Source organism: Streptomyces sp. NPDC047042 (assembly GCF_040644035.1).
GTDB lineage: Bacteria > Actinomycetota > Actinomycetes > Streptomycetales > Streptomycetaceae > Streptomyces.
In genome coordinates this window covers 38,839-64,540 of the sequence record NZ_JBEYVP010000033.1, presented here as the reverse complement: position 1 = coordinate 64,540, position 25,702 = coordinate 38,839, and the positions used below count along the sequence as shown (strand labels likewise).

General features: G+C 71.9%; 25 protein-coding genes and 1 riboswitch. Of the genes, 14 read left to right on the top strand and 11 right to left on the bottom strand.

Features of this window, described 5'->3' with window-relative positions; translation table 11 throughout:
• Positions 1-123: 123 nt before the first annotated feature.
• From ABZ855_RS33610 to ABZ855_RS33600, 3 genes are read left to right on the top strand one after another with little or no spacing between them, the layout of a single operon-like run.
• Positions 124-1,164, top strand: coding sequence for a MoxR family ATPase (locus ABZ855_RS33610; protein ID WP_319199511.1), 1,041 nt, complete (start codon positions 124-126; stop codon positions 1,162-1,164).
• Positions 1,161-2,528, top strand: coding sequence for a DUF58 domain-containing protein (locus ABZ855_RS33605; RefSeq protein WP_360813305.1), 1,368 nt, complete (start codon positions 1,161-1,163; stop codon positions 2,526-2,528). The genes ABZ855_RS33610 and ABZ855_RS33605 overlap by 4 nt, the downstream gene beginning before the upstream one ends.
• Positions 2,525-4,912, top strand: a complete 2,388-nt coding sequence (locus ABZ855_RS33600) for a DUF3488 and transglutaminase-like domain-containing protein (protein ID WP_360813304.1) — start codon at positions 2,525-2,527, stop codon at positions 4,910-4,912. Before ABZ855_RS33605 ends, ABZ855_RS33600 begins: the two co-directional genes overlap by 4 nt.
• A gap of 105 nt (positions 4,913-5,017) precedes the next feature.
• Here ABZ855_RS33600 and ABZ855_RS33595 read toward each other — a convergent pair whose 3' ends face one another.
• The 3 genes from ABZ855_RS33595 to ABZ855_RS33585 all read right to left on the bottom strand — a co-directional run bounded on the left by ABZ855_RS33595 (position 5,018) and on the right by ABZ855_RS33585 (position 7,180).
• Positions 5,018-5,428, bottom strand: a complete 411-nt coding sequence (locus ABZ855_RS33595; protein ID WP_318321074.1) for a DUF3040 domain-containing protein — start codon at positions 5,426-5,428, stop codon at positions 5,018-5,020.
• A 274-nt stretch (positions 5,429-5,702) separates the two neighbouring features.
• A complete protein-coding gene (locus ABZ855_RS33590) occupies positions 5,703-6,473 on the bottom strand; it encodes a methyltransferase (protein WP_360813303.1) in 771 nt (256 codons plus the stop codon).
• A gap of 137 nt (positions 6,474-6,610) precedes the next feature.
• Positions 6,611-7,180 (bottom strand): SAV_6107 family HEPN domain-containing protein, encoded by a 570-nt coding sequence (locus ABZ855_RS33585; protein WP_360813302.1) that lies wholly within the window; start codon positions 7,178-7,180, stop codon positions 6,611-6,613.
• A gap of 176 nt (positions 7,181-7,356) precedes the next feature.
• Here ABZ855_RS33585 and ABZ855_RS33580 point away from each other — a divergent pair, with 176 nt between their 5' ends.
• The 5 genes from ABZ855_RS33580 (at position 7,357) to ABZ855_RS33560 (ending at position 13,439) form a co-directional block, all read left to right on the top strand.
• Positions 7,357-8,151 (top strand): ATP-binding cassette domain-containing protein, encoded by a 795-nt coding sequence (locus ABZ855_RS33580; RefSeq protein ID WP_360813301.1) that lies wholly within the window; start codon positions 7,357-7,359, stop codon positions 8,149-8,151.
• Positions 8,123-10,207, top strand: a complete 2,085-nt coding sequence (locus tag ABZ855_RS33575; protein WP_360813300.1) for a YhgE/Pip domain-containing protein — start codon at positions 8,123-8,125, stop codon at positions 10,205-10,207. Before ABZ855_RS33580 ends, ABZ855_RS33575 begins: the two co-directional genes overlap by 29 nt.
• 44 nt (positions 10,208-10,251) lie before the next feature.
• A complete protein-coding gene (locus ABZ855_RS33570; RefSeq protein ID WP_360813299.1) occupies positions 10,252-10,881 on the top strand; it encodes a TetR/AcrR family transcriptional regulator in 630 nt (209 codons plus the stop codon).
• 414 nt (positions 10,882-11,295) lie between these two features.
• Positions 11,296-11,895, top strand: a complete 600-nt coding sequence (locus ABZ855_RS33565; RefSeq protein WP_360813298.1) for a DUF4126 domain-containing protein — start codon at positions 11,296-11,298, stop codon at positions 11,893-11,895.
• Between the two features lie 35 nt (positions 11,896-11,930).
• Positions 11,931-13,439: an NAD(P)/FAD-dependent oxidoreductase gene (locus ABZ855_RS33560; protein ID WP_360813297.1), complete on the top strand. Its 1,509-nt coding sequence runs from the start codon at positions 11,931-11,933 to the stop codon at positions 13,437-13,439.
• A 31-nt stretch (positions 13,440-13,470) separates the two neighbouring features.
• Here the strand turns inward: ABZ855_RS33560 and ABZ855_RS33555 are convergent, their stop codons facing one another.
• The 6 genes from ABZ855_RS33555 to ABZ855_RS33530 all read right to left on the bottom strand — a co-directional run bounded on the left by ABZ855_RS33555 (position 13,471) and on the right by ABZ855_RS33530 (position 18,536).
• Positions 13,471-14,553 (bottom strand): hypothetical protein, encoded by a 1,083-nt coding sequence (locus ABZ855_RS33555; RefSeq protein WP_360813296.1) that lies wholly within the window; start codon positions 14,551-14,553, stop codon positions 13,471-13,473.
• A gap of 56 nt (positions 14,554-14,609) precedes the next feature.
• Complete coding sequence (metF, locus tag ABZ855_RS33550) at positions 14,610-15,533, bottom strand: methylenetetrahydrofolate reductase [NAD(P)H] (RefSeq protein ID WP_319199500.1); 924 nt, start codon at positions 15,531-15,533, stop codon at positions 14,610-14,612.
• 111 nt (positions 15,534-15,644) lie between these two features.
• Positions 15,645-16,325, bottom strand: a complete 681-nt coding sequence (thiE, locus tag ABZ855_RS33545) for a thiamine phosphate synthase (protein WP_360813295.1) — start codon at positions 16,323-16,325, stop codon at positions 15,645-15,647.
• A gap of 96 nt (positions 16,326-16,421) precedes the next feature.
• Entirely contained in the window at positions 16,422-16,793 is a 372-nt protein-coding gene (locus ABZ855_RS33540; RefSeq protein WP_319199498.1) for an Rv2175c family DNA-binding protein, read from the bottom strand.
• A gap of 97 nt (positions 16,794-16,890) precedes the next feature.
• Entirely contained in the window at positions 16,891-18,129 is a 1,239-nt protein-coding gene (locus ABZ855_RS33535; RefSeq protein WP_360813294.1) for an FAD-dependent oxidoreductase, read from the bottom strand.
• Positions 18,130-18,182: 53 nt separating this feature from the next.
• Positions 18,183-18,536 (bottom strand): hypothetical protein, encoded by a 354-nt coding sequence (locus ABZ855_RS33530; RefSeq protein ID WP_360813293.1) that lies wholly within the window; start codon positions 18,534-18,536, stop codon positions 18,183-18,185.
• A gap of 51 nt (positions 18,537-18,587) precedes the next feature.
• Positions 18,588-18,700, top strand: a riboswitch (TPP riboswitch).
• Here ABZ855_RS33530 and thiO point away from each other — a divergent pair.
• The 5 genes from thiO to ABZ855_RS33505 all read left to right on the top strand — a co-directional run bounded on the left by thiO (position 18,698) and on the right by ABZ855_RS33505 (position 23,972).
• The gene (gene thiO, locus ABZ855_RS33525) at positions 18,698-19,870 is read left to right on the top strand and encodes a glycine oxidase ThiO (protein ID WP_360813292.1); all 1,173 of its coding nucleotides are present in this window, start codon (positions 18,698-18,700) and stop codon (positions 19,868-19,870) included. Its footprint overlaps the riboswitch before it by 3 nt.
• Positions 19,871-19,887: 17 nt before the next feature.
• Entirely contained in the window at positions 19,888-20,088 is a 201-nt protein-coding gene (gene thiS / locus ABZ855_RS33520; protein ID WP_360813359.1) for a sulfur carrier protein ThiS, read from the top strand.
• Positions 20,089-20,091: 3 nt separating this feature from the next.
• The gene (locus ABZ855_RS33515) at positions 20,092-20,886 is read left to right on the top strand and encodes a thiazole synthase (protein WP_360813291.1); all 795 of its coding nucleotides are present in this window, start codon (positions 20,092-20,094) and stop codon (positions 20,884-20,886) included.
• 174 nt (positions 20,887-21,060) lie between these two features.
• On the top strand, positions 21,061-23,019 hold the full coding sequence (pknB, locus tag ABZ855_RS33510) for a Stk1 family PASTA domain-containing Ser/Thr kinase (RefSeq protein WP_360813290.1): 1,959 nt from the start codon (positions 21,061-21,063) through the stop codon (positions 23,017-23,019).
• Positions 23,020-23,102: 83 nt separating this feature from the next.
• The gene (locus ABZ855_RS33505; protein ID WP_360813289.1) at positions 23,103-23,972 is read left to right on the top strand and encodes a deoxyribonuclease IV; all 870 of its coding nucleotides are present in this window, start codon (positions 23,103-23,105) and stop codon (positions 23,970-23,972) included.
• Positions 23,973-24,025: 53 nt separating this feature from the next.
• Here ABZ855_RS33505 and ABZ855_RS33500 read toward each other — a convergent pair whose 3' ends face one another.
• Positions 24,026-24,673: a sulfite oxidase-like oxidoreductase gene (locus ABZ855_RS33500; protein WP_319199490.1), complete on the bottom strand. Its 648-nt coding sequence runs from the start codon at positions 24,671-24,673 to the stop codon at positions 24,026-24,028.
• Positions 24,674-24,858: 185 nt separating this feature from the next.
• Between ABZ855_RS33500 and bfr the strand changes: the two genes are divergently transcribed.
• Positions 24,859-25,338 carry a bacterioferritin gene (gene bfr / locus ABZ855_RS33495; RefSeq protein ID WP_360813288.1) on the top strand — a complete coding sequence of 160 codons (480 nt, stop codon included), beginning with the start codon at positions 24,859-24,861 and terminating at the stop codon, positions 25,336-25,338.
• A gap of 35 nt (positions 25,339-25,373) precedes the next feature.
• Here the strand turns inward: bfr and ABZ855_RS33490 are convergent, their stop codons facing one another.
• A complete protein-coding gene (locus ABZ855_RS33490) occupies positions 25,374-25,604 on the bottom strand; it encodes a (2Fe-2S)-binding protein (RefSeq protein WP_319200576.1) in 231 nt (76 codons plus the stop codon).
• Positions 25,605-25,702: the final 98 nt, after the last annotated feature.

Genomic DNA, 25,702 nt, shown 5'->3' with positions numbered 1-25,702 from the left:
GGCAACAAGAATGCGGGTGTGGCGTCGCGCGGAACTTTTTCCGTGTGGTGTCCGTGTTTCGGGGTGGGCCGGTCCGCATTCGCAGGCGTCGGCCCGGAGAAAGAACGGGCCGAGGAGGGCCGTGTGACGACCTATGACGATCGAGCGAGCCTCACTGATCTGACCGCCACTGTGGAACGAGTCCGCAGTTCGGTGGAGGGAGTGATCGAGGGCAAGCCTGAGGTCGTACGGCTTTCGCTGACCGTGCTGCTCGCCGAGGGGCATCTTCTGATCGAGGATGTCCCCGGCGTCGGCAAGACCATGCTGGCGAAGACGCTGGCCAAGTCCATCGACTGTTCCGTGCGGCGCATTCAGTTCACGCCGGACCTGCTGCCCTCGGACATCACCGGTGTGTCCATCTGGGACCAGCAGCGCCGCGACTTCGAGTTCAAACCGGGGGCGATCTTCGCGCAGATCGTGATCGGCGACGAGATCAACCGTGCCTCGCCGAAGACCCAGTCCGCGCTTCTGGAGTCCATGGAGGAGCGCCAGGTCACCATCGACGGCCAGACCTACGAGCTGCCCAGCCCGTTCATGGTGGTGGCCACCCAGAACCCGGTCGAGATGGAGGGCACCTACCCGCTCCCGGAGGCACAGCGCGACCGCTTCATGGCCCGCGTGTCCATCGGCTACCCCAGCGCGGAGGCCGAACTCCAGATGCTGGACGTGCACGGCGGCATCTCCCCGCTGGACGACCTCCAGCCGGTGGCCCACGCGCACGACATCGTGAAGCTCGTCGAGGCCGTCCGCAACGTGCACGTCGCGCAGGCGGTCCGGCGGTACGCGGTGGACCTGGTCGCCGCCACGCGCACCCACCCCGATCTCAGACTCGGCGCCTCACCGCGCGCCACCCTGCATCTTCTGCGCGCCGCGAAGGCCTCCGCCGCCCTCAGCGGCCGGGACTACGCGCTGCCGGACGACGTCCAGGCCCTCGCCGTGGCCGTCCTGTCCCACCGTCTGCTGCCCACCGCGCAGGCCCAGCTCAACCGCCGGACCTCCGAGCAGGTCGTCCAGGAGATCCTGCAGCGCACCGCGGTGCCCGCGGCGCCCCAGCAGCAGAGCGGCTTCGGCATGGGCCGCTCCGCGCCCGACTTCGGCCAGCAGCCGCCGCGGAGGCTTGGATGAGCGCAGAGGCGCCGGGGCACCCCGAGGACGACGACCAGAGCGACAAGGGCGGCGTGCGTACGGCGCTGGCCGGCCTCACCACCCGAGGGCGCTCCTTCCTGGCCGCCGGGGTCGCCGCCGCCATCTGCGCGTACGTCCTGGGGCAGAGCGATCTGCTGCGGGTGGGCGTGCTGCTCGCCGTACTCCCGCTGGTCTGCGCGACCGTCCTGTACCGCACGCGCTACCGGGTGGCCGGCAGCCGCCGGCTTTCCCCCGCGCGCGTGCCCGCCGCCGCCGAGGCCCGCGTCCATCTCCGGATGGACAACGTCTCGCGGCTGCCCACGGGCCTGCTGATGCTCCAGGACCGGGTGCCGTACGTGCTCGGCCCGCGTCCGCGTTTCGTCCTCGACCGGGTGGAGGCCGGCGGGCGCCGCGAGGTGTCCTACCGGGTCCGCTCCGACCTGCGGGGACGCTATCCGCTGGGCCCGCTCCAGCTGCGCCTGACCGACCCGTTCGGCATGTGCGAACTGACCCGCTCCTTCTCCACGTACGACACCCTGACGGTGATCCCGCGCGTGGAGACCCTGCCGCCGGCGCGGCTGACCGGCGAGGCCAAGGGGTACGGCGAGGGACGGCACCGCTCGCTGGCACTGGCCGGCGAGGACGACGTGATCCCGCGCGGGTACCGCTACGGCGACGACCTGCGCCGCGTGCACTGGCGCTCCACGGCCCGCTACGGCGAGCTCATGGTGCGCCGCGAGGAGCAGCCGCAGCGCGCCCGCTGCACGGTGCTCCTCGACACCCGGGGCATCGCCTATCTGGGCGCGGGCCCGGACTCGGCCTTCGAGTGGGCGGTGTCGGGCGCCGCGTCCGTCCTGGTCCACATGCTCGAACGGGGCTTCTCCGTACGGCTGCTGACGGACACGGGCAACTCCGTGCCCGGTGAGGGCGCCGAGGGTTTCGCGGGCGCCAGCCAGGAGTCGGCGGACGCGGCCGGACTGATGATGGACACGCTCGCGGTGATCGACCACTCGGACGGCACGGACATCTCCCGCGCGTACGACGTGCTGCGTGCCGGCGGCGAGGGGCTGCTGATGGCGTTCTTCGGCGATCTCGACGAGGAGCAGGCCGCGGTGGCCGCCAAGATGCGCCAGCGCAGCGGCGGGGCGATCGCCTTCGTGCTGGACAGTGAGACCTGGGTGCGGGAGCCCCATGATGTGCCGGGTCCCGAGGACCCGGGCGAGGAGTCGCTGCGGATGCTGCGCGAGGCGGGCTGGACGGCGGTGCGGGTACCGCGAGGGGCCGCGATGAGCGACCTGTGGCGCCAGGCGGACCGGGAACGTTCCGGTCTCGGTGCCCTCAGCGGCGGGGAGGGACGGTCATGAGCGGGCGCGCACGACTGGCGCTGTGCGCCTGGGTGGCGACGATGCTGGCGGCGTGTGCCCTGCTGCCGTTGGTCGAGGACGTGAGCTGGCTGCTCCAGGTGGCCTTCCTGCTGGGCATCCAGACGGTCGTCGGCGCGGGGGCCCGTCGGGTCCCGCTGGCCTGGCCGCTGACGGTGGCGGCGCAGCTTCTCGTCTCCCTCGTCCTGCTGACCCTGGTCTTCGTCCGCGAGGAGGCCTTCTTCGGTCTGATCCCGGGCCCGGACGCCTTCCAGCAGTTCGGCACCCTGCTGCAGAGCGGCGCGGACGACGTCGGGCGGTACGCGATTCCCGCGCCGCTGTCCGACGGCATACGGCTGATGCTGGTCGGCGGTGCGCTGCTGATCGGGCTCATGGTGGACACCCTCGCGGTGACGTTCCGCAGCGCGGCTCCGGCCGGGCTGCCGCTTCTCGCGCTGTACTCGGTCGCTGCGGGGCTGGCCGACGGCGGCGGCGCCTGGGTGTGGTTCCTGCTGGCCGCGGCGGGCTATCTGATGCTGCTGCTGGCCGAGGGCCGGGACCGGCTCTCCCAGTGGGGCCGGGTCTTCGGCGGCGCACCACGCGCCCCCGGCGAACAGTCGGCGGGCGGCGCGATCGCCCCCGTCCGCACGGGGCGGCGGATCGGCGCGGTCGCGCTGGGCGTCGCCCTGGTGGTGCCGCTGGCACTGCCCTCGCTCGACGGCGGACTGCTGGGCGCCGCGGGCGGCGGTGTGGGTTCTGGCAGTGGGAACGGCGGCACGATCTCCGCCGTGAACCCGCTGGTGTCACTCCGCGACAGTCTGAACGTCAACGAGGACCGCCAGGTCATGTCCGTGCGCAGCAGCAGCGAGGACACCCAGGACATGTACCTGCGGATCGTCTCGCTGGACTCCTTCGACGGCACCGCGTGGAAGCCGTCCCAGCGGCACATCCAGGACGTGCCCAAGACGTTCCCGACGCCGGTCGGCCTGCGGGTGGACGTACGGCGCACCGAGATCACGACGTCCATCTCGGCGGCGGACTGGTACGCCCAGGACTGGCTCCCGATGCCGTACCCCGCGACCGGTGTGAAGATCGACGGCAGTTGGCGCTTCGAGCCCGTGGGCCGCACTCTCGTCGGTGACCACGGTCAGAACACCCGCGGCGCGCAGTACACGGTGACGAGCCTGGACGTGCAGCCGACGGCGCAGCAGCTCGCCGAGGCACCGAAGCCGGACCCGGCGCTGGTGCGCGAGTTCACCCAGGTCCCGGAGTCGCTGCCGTCGATCGTGGCGCGCACCGCGCGCGAGGTCACCGCCGGTTCGGTGAACGCCTACGAGCAGGCGGTCAAGCTGCAGGACTACTTCGCGGTGAGCGGCGGCTTCCGGTACGACACCCAGGTGCAGGTCGGCAGCGGCTCCAACGCGATCGCGCGGTTCCTGAGGGACAAGGAGGGCTTCTGCGTCCACTTCTCCTTCGCGATGGCCTCGATGGCCCGCACGCTGGGCATCCCGGCCCGGGTCGCGGTGGGCTTCGCGCCGGGCACCCCGCAGCCGGACGGCACGATCTCGGTGGGGCTGCGCGACGCGCACGCCTGGCCGGAGCTGTACTTCGAGGGCGTCGGCTGGACCCGTTTCGAGCCGACCCCGACCCGTGGTTCGGTGCCGGAGTACACGCAGTCCCAGACGCCCAGCACCATCCCGAACCCGGACGAGCCCTCCCAGCAGGCGACCGTCGCGCCGTCCGACTCCGCTTCGGCGAGCGAGACCTGCACGGCGGCGCAGCGGCGGCTGGACGGTGGCTGCGCGAGCGAGTCCGCGCAGACGGCACTGGGTCAGGACGAGGACAGCGGCTGGTGGTCCCCGGAACTGGGGTGGACGCTGGGCGCGCTCGCCGTGCTGGCGCTCCTGCTGCTGCCGATGCTGTGGCGGCTGCGGATCCGTGGCGTACGGCTCGGGGCGCACGGCCGCGCCGACGCCGACGCGACGGTGCACGCGCTCTCGGCCTGGCAGGAACTGACCGACACCGCCTGGGACTTCGGCATCAGCCCGGAGGAGTCCCAGACGCCCCGCAAGGCGGCGGCCCGGATCGTGCGCCTCGGCGCTCTCGATCCGGCGGCGGCGGAATCCGTGCACCGGGTGGCGGACGCCGTGGAGCAGGTCCTGTACGCGCCGACTCCCCGTCCGACGGCGGGGCTCTCGGAGGACGTGCGCCGGGTCACGGACGCCCTGCGCGCCTCGGTGGGCCGGGGCACGCGGCTGCGGGCGTTGTTCGTCCCGCGTTCGACCGTACGTGTGGTGTGGGCGCTGTCGGCGCGCTGGTCCGCGCTCGGTGAGCGGGTCGTGGCGGCGAGGCCGGCCCTGCGCAAGCCGTGGGGCCAGCAGAGCTGACGGCACGGCGGCCGAACACGGCGGTGGCCCGGAACCCTTGAGGGTTCCGGGCCACCGCCGTTTCACGTCCTGCGGTCACAACTCGGGGAACTGCGGCCCGAAGGGCTACTGGCCACCCTGCTGTTCGTCGCGCCGGCGCTGCCAGCGCTCCTCGATGCGGTCCATCATGGAGCGCCGCTGCCGACCCTGTCGGCGAGCGTGCGGGGCTCCGGGGGCGGCACCCGCGGCGGGCTGTTCACCCGGTTTGGGAGCCTTGCGCCAACCCGTCACAGCCAATACCGCACAGCCCAGCATGACGAGGAACCCCACCACGCTGACCCAAATCTGCTGTGCGACCATTCCGGCCATGAGGAGCGCGATACCTACGAGGAAGCCCGCGACCGCCTGGTAGACCCGTCGCCGGGTGTACGTGCGCAGCCCGCTTCCCTCAAGCGCTGTCGCGAACTTGGGATCTTCGGCGTACAGCGCTCGCTCCATCTGCTCGAGCATTCGCTGCTCGTGCTCCGAGAGCGGCACGGAGTCCTCCTCATTCGTGCAGTCGCCGGGGCGACCGGGGGTCCCCTTCAGGATAGGCAGGGAATCGCCCCCGTGAAACCCGCCCCTCTACGCCAATTGGCAACCGGAATCCGCCATGGCCGTCCGGCTCACTGAGGCCTTCATTCCCCAGCAACCCGGCCGTCATGCGGGCGGTCTCCCTCGATCATACGGCTCCGGGCGTCCGATCGGGGGGCCTGTGGCGTACTCCATCTGCGGCCGAGCCCCTGATCAGCGCTCCGCCACCGGAGGTGACTCACGCCTCGATGGCCCCCGGCGTCTCACCGAGCACATGAAGCTGGGTGGCCACGGAGTGGAACGCGGCCTGTTCGGCCGCCGCGGCCTCCAGCTTCAGCAGCGCGTCCAGGGCGCCGGGCTCGGTGTCCACGAGGACGCCGGGCACCAGGTCGGCGAAGATCCGTACGCCGTGCACGGCGCCCACGCGCAGACCGGCGCTCTCGACCAGCCCGGTGAGCTGTTCGGCGGTGAAGCGGTGGGGCACGGGGTCACTCTCGCCCCAGCGGCCGTTCGGGTCGTCGAGGGCCTGCCTGGCCTCCTTGAAGTGCCCGGCGAGGGCCCGGGCCAGCACGGCGCCGCCCAAACCGGCGGCGAGCAGGCTGAGGACGCCCTCGGAGCGCAGGGCGGCCACCGCGTTGCGGACGCCCTCGGCGGGGTCGTCCACGTACTCCAGGACGCCGTGGCAGAGCACCGCGTCGTAGCCACCGCGTTCGACCACGTCGAAGAGGCCGTGCGCGTCGCCCTGGACGCCGCGGACGCGGTCGGCGACTCCGGCCTCGGCGGCCCGGCGCTCCAGCGCGAACAGCGCGTTGGGGCTGGGGTCGACGACGGTGACGCGGTGGCCGAGGCGGGCGACGGGCACCGCGAAGTTGCCGCTGCCGCCGCCGGTGTCGAGGACGTCCAGCGACTCGCGCCCCGTGGCTTTGACGCGGCGTTCCAGGGCGTCCTGGAGGACCTCCCAGACGACTGCGGTACGGAGAGAGGCGCGGGGGCGAGTCGGGTTCGACACGGCAGGTGACTCCTCGGCGCGGCGCCGCCTGGTCGGGGCGGAGGGAACGGGGCGCCTCCCCGGCCCCGGTGGGCTGCGGAAAGGCTGCGACTTCCCCACCACCCTATTGCCTCCGGTGACGTACCCGGGCATCCGCCTCAGCCCGCGTCAGGGACGTCCCGGTCCCTGTCCCGGGCCGTCCCCGGGGGCCTGTCCGGGTCGTGGCGCGGCTGGGGCAGCACCGGCTGGAGGACGAGCATCCGCTCGACGAGGCGCAGGAACATCGCCACGTCGCGGATCAGGTCGTCGGCGTCGCGGCTGCTCGCGGCGCCCTGGATGCCGGCCTCGGCGCGGGCGCGGCGGCGGGCACCGGAGGCGAACAGCGCGCTCCACTCGGCGAGTTCGGGAGCTATCTCGGGGAGCACCTCCCAGGCGCTGCGGATGCGTGCCCGGCGCCTTGGGGTGGGTTCGGGGCGGCCCCGGGCGGCGAGTACCGCGGCCGCGGTGCGCAGGGCGGCGAGATGGGCGGTGGCGTACCGCTCGTTCGCGGTCTCCAGGACGGCCGCCTCGTCGAGTCCGGCGCGGGCCTGGGCGAGCAGGTCGAGGGCCGCGGGCGGGGCCGTGGCCCGGCGGAGCACGGGGTGCACGTCTCCCGCCGGCCCGGTCAGTGAGGGGGCAGGGCCGGGGGCGCGGCGCCGTGGGGCGGCGGCTGCGTTCGAGCTGGCCATGACGAACCTCCTGTCGTCTGTGTGACGGCACGTCCCGACGGGAGGTGCCGTATGTGCCCATCGTGCGGTATGCCACTGACAATCCGTTCTGACCTGGTCTTTTGCTTCGATCGAAGGTTCGAGCTATCTTTTGCACTGACCAGTCAGTTCAAAGAATTCACGAGGGAGACGGACACGTGGAGAGTCCCCACGGACTCGGGGTGACCGCCCGGGCCTTCGGGCTCAAGGGGCCTCGCGGCTGGGTCTTCCGTGAGGTGTCCTTCGACGCGGAACCCGGTTCGCTGATCGCGCTGGAGGGGCCGTCCGGGTCCGGACGCACCTGCCTGCTGCTCGCGCTCACGGGCCGGATGAGGGCCACCGAGGGCTCGGCCGAGGTCGGCGGGTGGAGCCTGCCCAAGCAGTTGGCGGCGGTGCGCCACGCGAGCGCGCTCGCGCACGTGCCCGGGATCACCGACCTCGAACCCGCCCTCACCGTCGGGGAGCACCTGCGCGAACGGGCGCTGCTCCAGCGCCGGTTCGGCGGTTCCCTGCGGGGGCTGCTGCGGCCACGGGCGGAGCGGCTGGCCGAGAACAGGCAGCGGGTCACCACCGCGTTGACGGCGGCAGGGCTCGACCTGGAGGCCCTGCCCAAGGGCTCCCGGACGGCCGTACGCGATCTGGAACGGCTGGAGGCGCTGCGGCTGTCCGTGGCGCTGGCGCTGGTCGGCGGGCCCCGGCTGCTGGGCGTGGACGACACGGACCTCAAGCTGTCGGACACCGAACGGGCCGAGGTGTGGGCCATGTTGCGGTCGGTCGCCGAGGCCGGGACGACCGTCGTCGCCGTGTGCAGCGAGGCGCCCGAAGGGGCCGTCGCCGTATCGACCGTGTCGGCGTTCCCGCGCGCGCGGGAACCGCACGAGACCGGAACCCACGAGATCGGGACTCAGGAGAAGGAGACGGTGGATGCGCTCCCCGAGACTGGCCGCGCTTGAGCTCAGGCGCTTCCGCCGGGGCAGGCTCCCACGAGCCGCCCTGGCCTCGCTCCTGCTGCTGCCGCTGCTCTACGGCGCCCTGTACCTGTGGTCCTTCTGGGACCCGTACGGCAGGCTCGACCGCATCCCCGTGGCGCTCGTGAACGACGACCGGGGGGTGAGCGTCTCCGGGAAGAAGCTCACCGCCGGGGCCGACATCGTGAAGGGGCTGCGGGACAGCGACACCTTCGAATGGCACGAGGTGAGTGCGGCCGAGGCGCGCAAGGGCGTCGAGGACGGCACGTACTACCTGTCGCTGACCATGCCGGCCGACTTCAGTGCGCGGATCGCCTCCAGCTCGGGCGACTCCCCGGAGACGGGCGCGCTCCAGGTGCGGACGAACGACGCCAACAACTACATCGTCGGGCAGATCTCCCGGACGGTTTTCGGCGAGGTGCGTACGGCGGCCTCCACGAAGGCGTCGCGGTCGTTCCTGGACCGGATCTTCGTCTCGTTCTCCGACATCCACGGGCAGACCGTGAAGGCCGCCGAGGGCGCCGACACCCTCACGGGCGGCATCGGCAAGGCCGAGAGAGGGTCCAAGGACCTCGCCGACGGGCTGAAGGACGCCGAGGCGGGCAGCGGCAAGCTGGTCCGGGGGCTGAAGAAGCTCGACACGGGCGCGGGCGACCTCGCCGACGGTTCACGGCAGGTCGCCGCGGGCACGCAGACGCTCGCCGACCGGGTGCACGGCGTCTCGGACCGGCTCGGGCCCTTCCTCGAGGACAACGAGAAGACGATCGGGGACGCCGCCCAGCTCGTCGCCGACTCGGCCGGTACGGTCCGGCGCAACCTCGGCACCCTGGTGAAGGCCGCCCCGGTCGCCGCCAAGGGCGCCCACACGGCCTCCACCACCCTGGACGGCGTCTACCGGGCGCGCTGCGAGCGCGCGGTGCTGCCCGACGCCGCGTGCGCCGACCTGAAGAAGGCCAGGAAGGCGGCGGCGGACGTGGCGACGGTCGCCGACGACGTCAACACCCTGGTCGCCGACCAGAACGGCGACCTGGACCGCCTCGACCGGCAACTGGCCACGCTGCAGAAGCAGGCCCAGTCGCTCGCCGACCGCGCCCCGCGCCTGGCCGAGGACCTCGACGACGCCGTCCGGAAGGTCGACCGGCTCAACGCGGGGGCGGCCCAGGTGGCCGCGGGAGCGCGGAAGCTGCACACCGGGCTCTCCACCGCCAGGACCGGCGCCACCGCCCTGGACACGGGCGTCCAGGAGCTCAGGACGGGCGCCGACGACCTCTCCGGAGGCATGTTCAAGCTCGCCGATTGTTCCGGAAAGCTCGCCGGCGGACTGCACGAGGGCGCCGGGCGGATCCCCGACTACGACCGGCAGGACCGTGACGCGCGCACCCAGGTGATGGCCGACCCGGTCCAACTGGCGTCCAAGGACCTGCACAAGGCACCCAACTACGGCACCGGATTCGCCCCCTACTTCATCCCGCTGTCGCTGTGGGTGGGCGCGATGGTCGCCTACATGCTGATCCCGCCGCTCAACCGGCGCGCGCTCGCCGCGGGCGCCTCCGCGTGGCGCATCACCCTGGCGGGCTGGCTCCCCGTGGCCGCCCTGGGCGTGCTCCAGACCGTGGCCCTGATGTCCGTACTGCACTGGGCGATCGGCCTGGAGATGGTGCGGGCGGCGGGGACAGTCGGCTTCCTGTTCCTGGTCACCGCGTGTTTCGCGGCGATCGTCCAGTGGCTGAACGCACGCTTCGGACCGGCAGGACGGATCCTCGTACTCGCCTTCCTGATGCTCCAGTTGACGTCCGCGGGCGGCACCTATCCCGTGCAGACCAGCCCCGGCTTCTTCAACGCGATCCACCCGTTCATGCCGATGAGTCATGTCGTCGAGGCGCTGCGCAGGCTCATCACCGGCGGGGGGCTCGGGCCGGTGTGGCAGGCGTGTGCCGTGCTGGCGGCGTTCACGGCCGGCGCCCTGGCGCTGACCGCCGTGTCGGCCCGCCGCAAGCAAGTGTGGACCCTGGACCGGCTGCACCCGGAGCTGAGCCTGTGACGTCTCGTCAGCGGGTGCCCGGCGTTCCTGTGAGAATCGGGGCCATGGAACACAGCAGGACCGCGTCGGGCGGCGGTACGCGCCGCGAGGCCACCCGGCAGAAGCTCTACGAGGCAGCCGTCACGCTCATCGCCGAACAGGGCTTCTCCGCCACCACGGTGGACGAGATCGCCGAACGGGCAGGCGTCGCCAAGGGCACGGTCTACTACAACTTCGCGAGCAAGTCCGTCCTCTTCGAGGAGTTGCTGCGCCACGGCGTGGAACTCCTCACCGCCTCCCTCAAGGAGGCGGCGGAGCAGACCACCCGGGACGGCGGCACCAGGATCGACGCCCTGGACGCGATGGTCCGGGCCGGGCTCGTCTTCATCAGCCGCTATCCGGCCTTCACCCAGCTGTACGTGGCCGAGCTGTGGCGGACCAACCGGGCCTGGCAGTCCACCCTGATGGTGGTCAGGCAGCAGGCGGTGGCGGTCATCGAGAACGTCCTGCGCGAGGCGGTGGCGGCCGGTGAGCTCAGCGACGAGATCGACATCCCGCTGACCGCGGCGGCCCTGGTCGGCATGGTCCTGGTCGCCGCCCTGGACTGGCAGTCCTTCCAGCCGGAACGCTCCCTGGACGACGTCCACTCGGCGCTGTCCCGGCTGCTCCAGGGGCGGGTGGCCGGCAAGGGCTGAGCGGGCGGGGTCCGGGCGCACGGGAAAGCGCCGGTCCGTTGTGGCCGCGTCCCCCGCGGGCCACCTCGAACCGGCGCTTCCTTCCTGCTCCCCCCCGTTTCCCCCGTTCCCCCGTACCCCCCTGTTCCCCGTTCCCCCGTGCCCCCGTGCCCCCGTGCGGTCGTTCCCCCGGATCCCCCGGTGTCTCGCTCCCGCCGACGGATCGGCGGAAGGAGCGGTCCAGGGCCTCGGCACCGTTCCGCCGCCCCGTGTCGGCGGTACCGGAGCCGTGCCCTTTTCCGTGTCTCCACTCTCCCGTTCGCGCAGGTCGCCGCCCATCCGTGCGCCTACTCATCTCTCCCCCTAGGTACGCGTACTCAGCCCTGCGCACTCACCCCCACGACACGCCGTTGCCGACTGGTTACCATCGCGTCCGTGTCAGTACTCCCCTTGGTGTTCACCAGTGGCTGGGCCAGCGGCATCAACGCGTACGCGGTGGTGCTCCTCCTCGGCATTTTCGGCGCGACCGGGCTGAGCGACGAGGTCCCCGAGTCGCTGCAACGTCCCGAGGTCCTCGTCGCGGCGGGCGTGCTGTTCCTGTGCGAGGCGGTCGCGGACAAGATCCCGTACGTGGACACGGCGTGGGACGCGGCGCACACGGTGATCCGGCCGGTCTCCGGGGCCGTCGTCGGGGCGCTGCTGGCCGGGCAGAGCGGTTCGCTGTCCGATCTGGCGGCGGGCGCGATCGGCGGTTCGTCGGCGCTGGCCAGCCATGTGGTCAAGGCCGGGACGCGGATGGCGGTCAACACCTCGCCGGAGCCGTTCAGCAACGTGATCGTGAGCGTCGCCGAGGACCTCGGGGTCGCCGGCATAGTGACGTTCGCGATGTTCCACCCGCAGGCGGCGGCGATCATCGCGGGCGCGCTGCTGCTCACCGGCCTGGTCGTGCTGTACTTCCTGATCTCCCGGATCAGCCGGTTCCTGCGCCGCCGGGCCCAGCGGCGCGAGGAGAAACGGCTGGTCACAGGCGCCTGACGGGATTGTCAGTGGGTGCCGATAAAGTCCCTGGCATGGCACGGATTGCGGTGATCGGCGCCGGCATGGGCGCGATGGCGGCCGCTGCCCGGCTGGCCGTCGCGGGCCACCGGGTGGCGGTGTACGAGCGTGGGGAGACGTACGGCGGAGCAGTGCGCCGCTTCGAGCGCGACGGCTTCTCGTTCGACACGGGGCCGGGGCTGCTCACCCTGCCCGCGGTCTACCGCGACCTGTTCGTCAAGACCGGCAAGCAGCCCCTGGAGGAGTGCGTCGAGCTGGTCCAGGTCGACCCGTCCTCGCGGCACGTCTTCCCGGACGGCACGGAGGTCGCCCTGCCGAACGCGTCCCGTGCGGGCGTCGTCCAGGCGCTGGAGGCGGCTCTCGGCCCCGGGGCGGGTGACCGCTGGGGCGACTTCCTGGTCCGGGCCCGCGAGGCCTGGGACCGCACCCGCAGACCGCTCCTGGAGGAGCCCCTGTGGAGCGACTGGCAGGTGCTGGCGGAGCGTGAGCCCTATCCGGCGGTCCCCCACAAGCGGCTGCTGCGCACCCGGCGGGCCGGCACCCTCTCCGAGGTCGCCGCCTGGGAGCTGTGCGACCCGCGCCTGGCCGCCCTTCTGGACAGTCATGCCCTGGCGTTCGGCCTCGATCCCCGGGCCGTTCCGGCGAGCGCGGCCGTGCTGCCGTACATGGAGCACGCCTTCGGCACCTGGTATGTGCGGGGCGGCATCCGGGAGTTGGCGCGCGCGGTGTACGAGCGGTGCGTGGCCCGGCGGGTCGAGTTCGTCTTCGGGGCCGAGGTCATGGGGATCGTCGAGAAGGACGGCCGGGCGGCGGGGCTGGAGTTGGCCGACGGCACGGTCACGGAGGCCGACCATGTCGTGGCGGGCGTGGATCCCGTACGGCTGAAGGGGCTGACGGAGCACACACTCGACGAGGACGGTGACGTGCTTCCCGACGCGTCGACGCCGTCGCCGGGCCGGTTCACCGTTTTGCTGGCCCTGCGCGGGGCCCGCGAGAAGGGTGCCGCGCATCGCACGGTGGTGCACGCGCCGGACCGCGAGGCCGAGTTGGACTGGATCAGCGGGGAGGGAAACGGCCCGGTCCGGCCCACGGTGACCGTGCTGCGGCCGGACGATCCCGCGCTGCGGCCCGACGAGGAGCACGAGTCCGTGGTCCTGAGCGCCCCGGCGGCGGTCATGGGCGACTGGGGTACGAACGGCCCGGCGGAACGGTTCGCGGAACTGATGGTCGGCGCGGCGGAGGCCGCGATCCCGGGGCTGCGCGAGCGCGTCCTGTGGCGGGAGATACGGACGCCGGGACACTCGGGCGAGGAGACGGGCGCGTTCCTCGGGGGCATGCCGGCGCCCTCGCTGGCGGGTGGGAACGGGGACTTCCTGCGTCCCGCCAACAGCACCCGGCTGCCGGGGCTGTACCGCGTGGGCGGCTGGTCGCATCCCGGGGGCGGGCTCGCGCACGCGGGCATGTCGGGTGCGCTGGTGGCCGGGCTGATCGTGGAGGGGCCGGGCTTCCGGGGCTCGCAGTGAGTTCCCTGGCGCCCGGGCGGGGCAGCGGACGTCAGAAGCGGTACTGCTGCTCGTCGAAGCCGTTCCCGTGCGTCTGGCCGTTGCCGTTGGCGCTGCCCTGGCCGTTGCCGTTGTCCTGGTAGGGATACTGCTGCTCCGGCGGGAGTTCACCGCCGAAGAACGGGTCGTCGGTGCTGCGCTGCTGCGGCACCCAGACACCGTTCGACGGGGTCTCCTGGTAGCCGCCGTTGCCGTACTGGTCCTGGCCGTAGCCCTGCTGCCCGTACTGCTGCTGGTCGTAGCCGGAGTCGTACGAGGTGCCGCCGTAGCCCTGGCCGATGTACGGGTCGGAGTAGGCGGCGTACTGCTGCTGGCCGGAGGCGTCGTAGCCGTACTGCTGCTGGTCGTAGCCGGTGTAGCCGTCGTACCCGTAGGTCTGGTCGCCGTTCTGGGCCGCCGCCGCGTACGACTGGTCCTGGCCCGCGCCCGCGTAGGACTGGTCCTGGCCGGTCGCGTTCGCGTAGGCGGCATCGCTGTACACGCCGTACGTGCCGGTCTCGTCGGGGATGGGCTGCGGTTCGTAGACGGCCGTGTTCCCGGTCTCCGCGGGCCGCAGGGGGCGGGCGGGGGTGAAGACGTCGTCCCGGTCGTAGTCGCGGTCGAAGTCCTCGCCCTGCTGGTACGTTCCGGCACCGGTGTCGTAGGCGTCGTTGCCGGCGCCCTCCGCGGGGCCGCGGCCGAAGTCGCCGAAGTCCGCGTCCGTGCCGTTGCCCTGCCCGTAGGCGCTCTCGGTGGCCTCCAGGTCGGAGACCTCCAGCGTCGGGTCCTGGTGCTCCCCCTCGCGGCGGCCCTTCTTGCCGAACCGCGCGAGGAAGCCCGTGCGGCCCGCGACGGCCCAGCCGGCCGAGAAGCCACTGCGGAACGACAGCGTGACGTAGGTCTGGCCGACCGCGAAGGCAGCGGCGCCCAGGCCGATGACCACCACGGACGGGATGAGCACGCCGAAGACCACGCCGAGGAAGCCGACGAAGGCCAGCAGACGCCAGCGCAGCCGCGCCTTGTACTGGAGCAGAACCTCTCCGAGTAGCCACAGCGCGACGACGCCAAACGCGATGTAGAGGACCGTCCAGCCCATGTACGCCCCTCTCCCAGTGGCCGCTACGCAGTGTGTCGTACGCCCGTGCGGCCGGTCTAGGCCCGCTGTGGGTGGTGCAGACCCAGGTTTTCGTAGATTTCCAGCGATGCCGTGGAGTTGTTCAGCGTAATGAAGTGCAGTCCGGGGACTCCCTCGGCCAGCAGCCGCGCGCAGAACTCCGTGGCGAACTCGATGCCAATGGAGCGTACAGCCGTCGCGTCGTCTTTGGCTGTGAGGATCCGCTCTTTCAGGGTAGAAGGGATGGCCGCGTTGCTGAGCTGCGGCAACCGCTCCAGCATCCGCACGCTGGTCACGGGCATGACCTCGGGGATGACCGGGGTCGGGCAGCCCGCCGCCGCGACCGCGTCCCGCAGCCTCAGATAGGACTCCGGGTGGAAGAACATCTGGGTGATCGCGTAGTCCGCGCCGGCCCGGCACTTGTCGACGAAGTGCGTGACGTCCGTGTCCCGGTCCGGTGAGCGCGGGTGCGTCTCGGGGAAGGCGGCGACGCCTACGCAGAAGTCGCCCGACTCCTTGATGAGGCGGACGAGTTCGGCGGCGTACGTCAGACCGCTCGGGTGCGGTACCCAGTCGGCCATCGGATCGCCGGGCGGGTCGCCGCGCACGGCAAGGATGTTGCGGATGCCGGCGTCGGCGTACTGGCCGATGATGTTGCGCAGTTCGGCGACGGAGTGATTGACCGCGGTGAGGTGGGCGACCGGGGTGAGCGTGGTGTCGGAGACGATCTGCTGGGTCTCCTTGACCGTGCCCGCGCGCGTCGAGCCGCCGGCGCCATAGGTCACGGACACGAAGTCCGGCGCGACCGCCTCGACCCGCCGGAGCGCGTTCCACAGGCTCCGCTCGCCCTTGGGCGTCTTGGGCGCCGAGAACTCGAAGGAGTACGTGGTCTTGCCGGATGCGAGCATGTCACGCACAGTGCGTGCGCGGTCGGTTCGGGTGGACGCGGTTCCGAGGGCCATACCCGCAGGTTAGTCAGGGGGCGGCGGTCTCCCAACCGGATGCCGGAAATTTGCCCGGATTGTCGCCTTGTTGTCCACGCCTCGGACACCTGGCGGCCACCCGCCCGACGGTCACCGCGAACGCAGTCGCTTCGCGAACTCCGCCGCCGCCGCGCCCGGGTCGGTCGCCTCGGTGATCGCCCGTACGACGACCACGCGGGTGGCGCCCGCCGCCAGTACCTCGTCCAGGTTGCCCAGGTCGATGCCGCCGATGGCGAACCAGGGGCGCCCGGTGGCGAGCCCGGCCGTGTGGCGGACCAGGTCGAGGCCGGGGGCGTGGCGGCCCGGTTTGGTGGGGGTGGGCCAGCAGGGGCCCGTGCAGAAGTAGTCGACACCCTCCTGGACGGCGGCCGCCTCGGCCTCGGACTCGGCGTGCGTGGAGCGGCCTATGAGGACGTCGGGGCCGAGAATGGCGCGGGCCGCCGGGACGGGGAGGTCGCCCTGGCCGAGATGGAGCACGTCGGCACCGGCCGCGTGGGCGACGTCCGCGCGGTCGTTGACGGCGAGGAGCCTGCCGTGCCGGGCGCAGGCGTCGGCGAAGACCTGGAGGTGGTCCAGTTCCTCGGCCGCCTCCATGCCCTTGTCGCGCAACTGCACGATGTCGACCCCGCCGGCCAGGACGGCGTCCAGGAACTCGGCGAGGTCGCCCTGCCGTCTGCGGGCGTCCGTGCAGAGGTAGACCCGGGCGTCGGCGAGCCGCGCACGGGCGGTACCGGCGCTCGCCCCGGGCACGGTGTCGGGCGTCTCGGGCATACGTGTCCCCCCATGGGCGCGCCCTGGGTGTTCACCCGGGCGCGCCCCTGTGTGGTGGTGTGCGGGCCGTGGCCCGCACACCGGCGGCTGGTCGGATCAGACGGCGAGCGCCTGGGCCCGGCGCTTCACCTCCGTGCCGCGATTCTCGCTGAGGGCCTGCGCGGGGGTGCCGGGCAGGCTCGGGTCGGGGGTGAAGAGCCACTCGAGCATCTCTTCGTCGGAGAAGCCGTCGTCCCTCAGGAGCGTCAGGGTGCCGGTGAGGCCCTTGACGACCTTCTGCTCGGCCCCGTCGATGAAGGCGGCGGGGACGTGCAGCGCGCGGTTCTCGCCACGGCGTACGGCGATCACTTGGCCCTCCTTGACCAGCTGCCGGACGCGTGTCACCTCGATGTCGAGGATTTCCGCGATGTCGGGCAGCGTGAGCCAGGCGGGGACGAGAGCATCGATCTTTGCGTCAATCTCGGTCACGGGACAAGCCTGCCATCCCGCACTGACAGTCGGAAGCGGGACCCCTGTGACCTGCGCCGTTGTACTCGTGTCGAGCCGCGTCGGGCGACGACGGGCCTTAAGCCGTGGCCGCCTTCAGTGGCCGGGAGGGGTCCGTCAGGGCCTCGGCGTCCATCAGGGTGCCCGCCTCGATCAGCCGGCGCCCCTGGGCCAGGTCCCGGGGTCGGCCCACCGCCAGCAGGGCGACGAGGCGGCCCTCCAGCAGCCAGCAGACCGTCCAGGCGGGCCCCGCCGGGTCGCCGCGCCACAGGGTGGTGTCGGCGGACTGGTGGTGGCCGACGTACTGGACGAAGCGGCCGAACTGCTCCGACCAGAAGTACGGGACGGGGTCGTAGACCGCCGGGGACTCCCCGATGATGTTGGCGGCGACCGTACGGGGGCCCTGGAGGGCGTTGTCCCAGTGGTGGACCAGAAGACGCCGGCCGTACCTTCCCGAGGGGAAGGACGCGCAGTCGCCGACCGCGTAGACGTCCGCCTGGGAGGTGCGCAGATGGTCGTCGGCGACGACCTCGCGGTGCTCGCCCAGGGTGATCCCCGAGCCCGTGAGCCAGGCCGTGGCCGGGCGGGCCCCGATGCCGACGACGACGGCGCCCGCGGGCAGCCGCGAGCCGTCGTCGAGCACCACCGCGCCGGGCTCGACGCGTGCCACGCGCGCGTGGGTGCGCAGCGAGGCGCCGCTGTCGGCGTACCAGGCGGCCATCGGCGCGGCCACCTCGGCGGGCAGGGCGCCCGCGAGCGGCCGGTCGGCGGCCTCCACGACGGTGACGGAGCAGCCCGCCTCCCGGGCGGCGGTGGCGAACTCGGCGCCGATCCAGCCCGCCCCGACGACCACGATGTCGTGCTGGCGTGCGAGGACCGGCCGCAGCCGCTCGGCGTCGTCGAGGGTCCGCAGCAGATGCACCCCGGGTACGCCCTCGGTGCCCGGCAGCCGGATCGGTTCGGCGCCGGTGGCGAGGACCAGGACGTCGTACGGGACGGGCCCCTCGGCGGTGTCAAGTTCGTGTGCGGCGCCGCGGACGCCCAGCACCTCGCGCCCGAGCAGCAGTTCGATGCCGAGGGCCTCGAAGTCGACGTCGAAGGCGGAGTCCTCCGCCTTGCCCAGCAGTACGGCCTTGGAGAGCGGCGGCCGGTCGTACGGCTGATGGGGTTCCGCGCCCAGCAGCGTGACGGTGCCCGTGAACCCCTGCTCCCGCAGGGCGACCGCGGTCTGCACCCCGGCCATGCCCGCACCCACGACGACCACGCGCCGCGCCCGCGACCCGCCCGGTGTGTCCTGTGCCTGCGTCTGCTCGCTCACCCGATCACCATAGACAACTGACAAATTGTCAGTCAGTGGGCGCGGTCAGTGACCTACTCCACACCCGCGCGCTCGACCTGTTCCACCACGCTCGTCCCGCTGCCCGGCTGCGACTCCCACTCCCAGGTCTCCGCCAACCGCAGCCGCCCGTCGGGCAGTTCGGTCACCTCGGACACACAGTGGCCCGAGGACGTCGTCCCGTCGCGCTTCAGCTGCACGTACCGGAAGTCGAGCCGGTCACCTTCCCGTGTACCCACGAGATGGCCGCGTACGACATCGCCGCCCGCGTACTCGGCCCAGATCTCGCCGCTCTGCTCGTGGTAGGTGAACCGGGTGCGCGTCCCCACCTGACCTGGGGCCTGGTCCGTGACGGGGGCGAGGACAAGGCCGTCGAGCGAGCGGGGCATGGGGACGGGCTCCCTTACATGGGCGTCGCACTGCGGGCTAGGGTGACCAGCGTAAGCACTCGCGGGAGCCCGGACGCACCGGGCTGAGAGGGAGGCTGGGCGGCCTCCGACCGTACGAACCTGATCCGGGTCATGCCGGCGAAGGGAGGGGCTGGACGCCCATGTCGCGTACACACACCTCGGACGTCGTGGTCGTCGGCGGCGGGATCATCGGGCTGGTGACGGCCTGGCGGGCCGCGCAGCGCGGGCTCGCCACGACCGTCGTGGATCCCGTGCCGGGCGGCGGGGCCGCGCAGGTGGCGGCCGGGATGCTGGCCGCCGTCACCGAACTGCACCACGGGGAGCAGACCCTGCTCGGGCTGAACCTGGAGTCGGCCCGCCGCTATCCGGACTTCGTGGCCGAGCTCACCGAGCTGACCGGCCACGACCTCGGCTACCGCCGCTGCGGCACCCTCGCCGTCGCCCTCGACGCCGACGACCGCGCCGAGCTGCGCGAACTGCACGCCCTGCAACAGCGCTCAGGCCTGCGGTCGGAGTGGCTGTCAGGGCGCGAGTGCCGGCGCCTGGAGCCGATGCTCGCGCCGGGCGTGCGCGGGGGGCTGCGGGTGGACGGCGACCACCAGATCGATCCGCGACGGCTGGCCGGGGCGCTGGTGGCCGCGTGCGAGCGCGCCGGGGTCGTGCTGTGCCGGACCTGGGCCGAGCGGCTCGAGGTGCGGCGGGGGCGGGCCGTGGGAGTCATGGACTCGGACGGCGACGAACTGGCCGCCGGGTCGGTCGTGCTGGCCGGGGGCAGCCTCAGCGGGCGGCTCGCGGGGGTTCCGGAGGCCGTGCTGCCGCCCGTACGGCCCGTGAAGGGGCAGGTGTTGCGGGTGACCGTGCCGCAGCGGTACGCGCCCTTCCTGAGCCGGACCGTGCGCGCCGTGGTGCGCGGCAGCCAGGTCTATCTGGTGCCGCGCGAGAACGGTGAGCTGGTCGTCGGGGCGACCAGCGAGGAACTGGGCTGGGACACCACCGTCACGGCGGGCGGTGTCTACGAGCTGCTGCGCGACGCCCACGAACTCGTCCCCGGGATCACCGAGTTGCCGCTGACGGAGACCCGCGCGGGGCTGCGCCCCGGCTCCCCCGACAACGCGCCGCTGCTGGGCCCGACCGCGCTGGACGGGCTTCTGGTGGCCACCGGGCACTACCGCAACGGCGTGCTGCTGACGCCGGTCACCGGAGACGCGATGGCCGCCGCCCTGGCCACCGGTGAACTGCCGGACGAGGCCCGCGCCTTCACCCCCCGACGGTTCGACGCCGTCCACGCCGTACGCATGGAGCAGTTCGCATGAGCCATTCCCTGAACATCCTGAACATCCTGGTCAACGGCCGGCAGCGAGAGGTGTCCGCCGGTACCGCGCTCGACGCCCTGGTGAAGACCCTCACCCCGGCGCCTTCCGGGGTGGCCGCCGCGCTCAACGAAACCGTCGTCCCACGCGCGCGTTGGTCCTCGACCCCCCTCGCCGAGGGAGACCGCGTCGAGGTCCTCACCGCCGTCCAGGGAGGCTGAGCCATGGCCGACGATCCCTTTGTCCTCGGCGGTACTACTTTCGCGTCCCGGCTGATCATGGGTACGGGGGGCGCGCCCAGCCTCGAGGTGCTGGAACGGGCGCTGGTGGCCTCGGGCACGGAGCTGACGACGGTCGCGATGCGGCGCGTCGATCCCTCGGTGCACGGGTCGGTGCTGTCGGTGCTGGAACGGCTCGGCATCCAGGTGCTGCCCAACACGGCGGGATGCTTCACCGCCGGGGAGGCCGTGCTGACGGCCCGGCTGGCCCGGGAGGCGCTCGGTACGGACATGGTGAAACTGGAGGTCATCGCCGACGAGCGGACGCTGCTGCCGGATCCCATCGAACTGCTGGACGCGGCGGAGGTGCTGGTGGACGACGGGTTCACGGTGCTGCCGTACACGAACGACGATCCGGTGCTGGCGCGCAGGCTGGAGGACGTCGGGTGCGCCGCGATCATGCCGCTCGGGTCGCCGATCGGATCGGGGCTGGGGATCCGCAACCCGCACAACTTCCAGCTGATCGTGGAGCACGCGCGCGTGCCGGTGATTCTGGACGCGGGGGCGGGGACGGCGTCGGACGTGGCGCTGGCGATGGAGCTGGGGTGTGCGGGGGTGATGCTGGCGTCGGCCGTCACCCGGGCCCAGGAGCCCGTGCTGATGGCTGCCGCCATGCGGAGCGGGGTGGAGGCGGGGCGGTTGGCCCACCGGGCGGGGCGGATTCCGCGGCGTCACTTCGCCGAGGCGTCGTCTCCTGCGGAGGGGCTGGCCGTGTTTGATCCCGAGCGGCCCGCTTTTTGATCTCCCGCCCGCGCACCGCCCGTTTCCAGCCCGTTGACAAAGGGGGCTCTCCTGCGGGGGTTGTCCGCCGTCGGCGGCTGTCCGTCGCCGGTCGCGTCACAGGTCGGCTTCAGTCCTGCTGCTTTCCCGAGTGAGATCGCGGCCCTGTCAGTGACGGCTCGTACACTCGCCTGCGTGGACACGACCCTTCAGGACCCTCTCGTCGGGCAGGTGCTCGACGGTCGCTATCGCGTGGACGCGCGGATCGCGGTCGGCGGGATGGCCACGGTCTACCGGGCCGTGGACACCCGCCTCGACCGTGTGCTCGCCCTCAAGGTGATGCACCCCTCGCTCGCCGCCGACGTGTCCTTCGTCGAGCGGTTCATCCGCGAGGCCAAGTCCGTGGCCCGGCTCGCGCACCCCAACGTCGTGCAGGTCTTCGACCAGGGCACCGACGGGTCGTACGTCTATCTCGCCATGGAGTACGTCGCCGGCTGCACCCTGCGTGACGTGCTCCGTGAACGCGGCGCGCTCCAGCCGAGGGCCGCGTTCGACATCCTGGAGCCCGTGCTCGCCGCGCTCGGCGCCGCCCACCGGGCCGGATTCGTGCACCGCGACATGAAGCCCGAGAACGTGCTCATAGGGGACGACGGCCGGGTCAAGGTCGCCGACTTCGGGCTCGTGCGGGCCGTGGACACGGTCACCAACACGACCGGCGCCGTCCTCGGCACCGTCTCCTACCTCGCGCCCGAGCAGATCGAGACCGGCACCACCGACCCCCGGGTCGATGTGTACGCCTGCGGAATCGTCCTCTACGAGATGCTGACCGGCGACCAGCCGCACTACGGCGACTCCCCCGCGCTGGTGCTCTACAAGCACCTGCACGAGGACGTGCCGCCGCCGTCGTCCCTCGTCCCCGGGCTGGCCCACGAGCTGGACGCGCTGGTCGCCTCGGCGACCGCGCGCAACGCCGACATCCGCCCGTACGACGCCGTGGCACTGCTCGCGCAGGTGCTGGAGACGCGCAGCGTGCTCGGCGCCGAACAGCTGGACGCCGTACCGCCGCAGGCCGTCGCCTCGGCGCACGACAACGCCGAGGACCTGACGAGCGTCATCCCGCGTGCGCTGGCCGTGCAGCGGCCCTTGCCCGTCAACGAGATCGAACCCCCGGTCGACGAGGGACGGCTGCACCGGACCAGCCGGCTGGGAACGGTCGGCGCTCCCCCGGCGCCCGCACCGCCCTCCCGGCGCTCGCCGCGGGCGCGGAGCAGGCGTGGGCCGCTCGCCGTCCTCGCCACCGTGCTGCTCGTCCTCGGGGTGGGGGCGGGCGTCTGGTACATCAACTCCGGCCAGTTCACCCAGGTCCCGGGGGTGCTGTCGATGACGCAGGCACAGGCCGAGGCCCGGCTGAAGCAGGCCGGGCTCGAGGTCGGCAGCATCGACGAGGCCTACAGCGACACGGTCAGGCGCGGCACCGTCATCAGTACGGATCCGGAGGTCGGCGAGCGCATCCGGGACAACAACAGCGTGTCGCTCACCATCTCCAAGGGGCCGAAGACCGTGCCGGTGCCCCAGCTCGAGGGGTACCGCCTGGACAAGGCCAGAGCGGTGCTGAAGCGCGAGGGTCTGGAGCCGGGGATGGTCACCCGGGAGTTCAGCGCGGAGGTGCCCCGGGGATCGGTGATCAGTACCAGCCCGGAGCCGGGCACCGAGCGCCGCGCGGGTTCCGCGGTCGCCCTCGTCGTCAGCAAGGGCAGCCCGGTGGAGGTCTCCGACGTCACCGGCGCGGAGCTCGCCGACGCGAAGTCCGTACTGGAGCAGGCGGGGCTGAAGGTCAAGGTCGCCGCGCAGACCGTCACCTCGGACGAATTCGCCAAGGGACAGGTCGCCGCCCAGTCGCCGGAGGCCGGCAGCGAGGCCGAACAGGGCGACACGGTCACCCTGACGGTCTCCAAGGGCCCCGAGATGATCGAGGTCCCGGATGTCGTGGGCGACAGCGTCGGCGACGCCAGGGCGGCTCTGGAGGGCGCCGGGTTCACGGTCGACGAGGACCGGGGACTGCTCGGGCTCTTCGGCGACACGGTGAAGAAGCAGTCCGTGGACGGCGGCGACACCGCACCCAAGGGTTCGAAGATCACCATCACGATCCGCTGACCCGGCGGACAGCGGCGGACAGCGGCGGCAGACCATCGGCATCCGGCGACGGGACGCGGAGCGCCGCGTGACACCCTTCGAGGGTGACCAGCAAGCAGCTCCGCAACCCCGTCGGCGGCCATGTTCCCGTGGCCGGCGGACTCCACTCCGTCGGCCTGTCCTACGCCCGTGACCTCCTCGCCGAGACCGTGCAGGTCTTCGTCGCCAACCCGCGCGGCTGGGCGACGCCCGTGGGCAGTCCCCGGCAGGACGAGGAGTTCCGCGCGGCCTGCGCCGAGGGCTCGATCCCCGCGTACGTCCACGCCCCGTACCTGATCAACTTCGGCTCGCACACCGAGGCGACCGTCGAGCGGTCCGTGGAGTCGCTGCGGCACTCGCTGCGGCGCGGGCGCGAGATCGGCGCGCTGGGCGTGGTGGTGCACACCGGGAGCGCGACCGGCGGGCGGGAGCGGTCCGTGGCCCTCAAGCAGGTGCGGGAGCACCTGCTGCCGCTGCTCGACGAGCTCACCCATGACGACGACCCGTTTCTGCTCCTGGAGTCGACCGCCGGGCAGGGCTCCTCCCTCTGTTCGCGCACCTGGGACTTCGGGCCGTACTTCGAGGCGCTCGACGCCCATCCGAAGCTCGGCGTCTGTCTCGACACCTGCCACATCTTCGCGGCCGGGCACGATCTGACCGGGCCCAGCGGGATGCACCAGACCCTCGATCTGCTGGTCGACACGGTCGGCGAGGGCCGGCTGAAGCTGATCCACGCCAACGACTCCAAGGACGTGGTCGGCGCGCACAAGGACCGCCACGAGAACATCGGCGCCGGCCATATCGGCGAGGACCCCTTCCGCGCGCTGATGACCCACCCCGCGACCGAGGGCGTACCGCTGATCATCGAGACGCCGGGCGGCAAGGAGGGACACGCGGCGGACGTGGAGCGGCTGAAGAAACTCCGGGACGGCTGAGAGCGCGGTGCCCTTCCGGGGCGGCGCTCTCAGCGGTCTCGCTGGTCAGGGCCTCAGAGCTCGGGGCCGTCCCCGGGCTCCTCCTGGTAGGAGTAGCGCTGTTCGCGCCATGGGTCGCCGACGTTGTGATAGCCGCGTTCCTCCCAGAAGCCGCGGCGGTCGGCGGTCATGTACTCCACCCCGCGCACCCACTTGGGGCCCTTCCAGGCGTACAGATGGGGTACCACCAGCCGGACCGGGAAGCCGTGCTCCGCAGTGAGGAGTTCGCCGTCCTTGTGGGTGGCGAAGATCGTGCCGTCCGACGCGAAATCGGCCAGTCGGAGATTCGAACTGAAGCCGTATTCCGCCCAGACCATGACGTGGGTGACCTCCGGTGCGGGCGGCGCGGCCGCAAGGATCGTCCGCGCCGGGATTCCGCCCCACTCGGCGCCGAGCATGCTGAACTTCGTGACGCAGTGCAGGTCGGCCACGACGGAGGTGTACGGGAGGGCCGTGAACTCCTCGTGGTTCCAGCAGCGCTTCTCGCTGTCGGCGGTGGCGCCGAAAACCCTGAACTCCCAGCGTTCGGGGCGGAATTTGGGTACCGGTCCGTAATGGGTGACCGGCCAGCCGCGCTGCACTCGCTGCCCCGGCGGCAATTCGGGCTGCGCCGCACCTCCTGAATCGCGCTGTCCCGATTCACCTTCCACCGGCTGCCCCATGACTCCATCCTGACAGACCACGAAGAGTACGCATGACCAGGCCCGACCGAATTCCATCAAGTCCGGATAACTTGGACTAAGCATGCCCTTACTTACTAAGTGCGCACTTACTGGACGATCTTCGGCGGCGGTGAAATCATTCGGCGGCAACCTCCCCAGTCCCCCGCTTGGAAGGAGCCTCTGCGATGCAGGGCGACCCCGAGGTCATCGAATTCCTCAACGAGCAGCTGACCGCCGAACTCACGGCGATCAACCAGTACTTCCTGCACGCGAAGATGCAGGAGAACTTCGGCTGGACGAAGCTCGCGAAGTACACGCGGCACGAGTCGATCGACGAGATGAAGCACGCGGAGGTCCTCACCGACCGGATTCTCTTCCTGGACGGCCTGCCGAACTACCAGCGGCTCTTCCATGTGCGGGTGGGGCAGACCCTGACGGAGATGTTCCAGGCGGACCGGCAGGTCGAGGTCGAGGCGATCGACCGGCTCAGGCGCGGTATCGAGGTCATGCGCGCTAAGGGCGACATCACGTCCGCGAACATCTTCGAGTCGATCCTCGCGGACGAGGAGCACCACATCGACTATCTGGACACCCAGCTGGAACTGGTGGAGAAGCTCGGCGAGGCCCTCTACATCGCGCAGCTCATCGAGCAGCCGGAGAGCTGAGAGCCGGCCCGCGCGGGCCGACGACCCTCCAGAAATCAGGCGGCTTCGTCCAGCTGTTCGGCCAGGACCTGCCGGCTGCCCTCGTCCGCGAGCCCTCGGGTGGGATACGCGCCCCTGCCCAGCAGCGCCTGGATGCGCCGTACGCACGAGCCGCAGTCGGTGCCCGCCTTGCAGGCCGACGCGATCTGGCGGGGGGTGCAGGCGCCGTCCGCCGCATGCTTCTTCACCTGCGCCTCGGTCACTCCGAAGCAGTTGCAGACGTACACGCGGGTCACCTCCCGAACGGGATCGCAGGGATTGCGGGGTCACACCCTCCCGAAGATCGGTGAGGTTAACCTAACCTTACCCGGCTGACCGGTGCCCG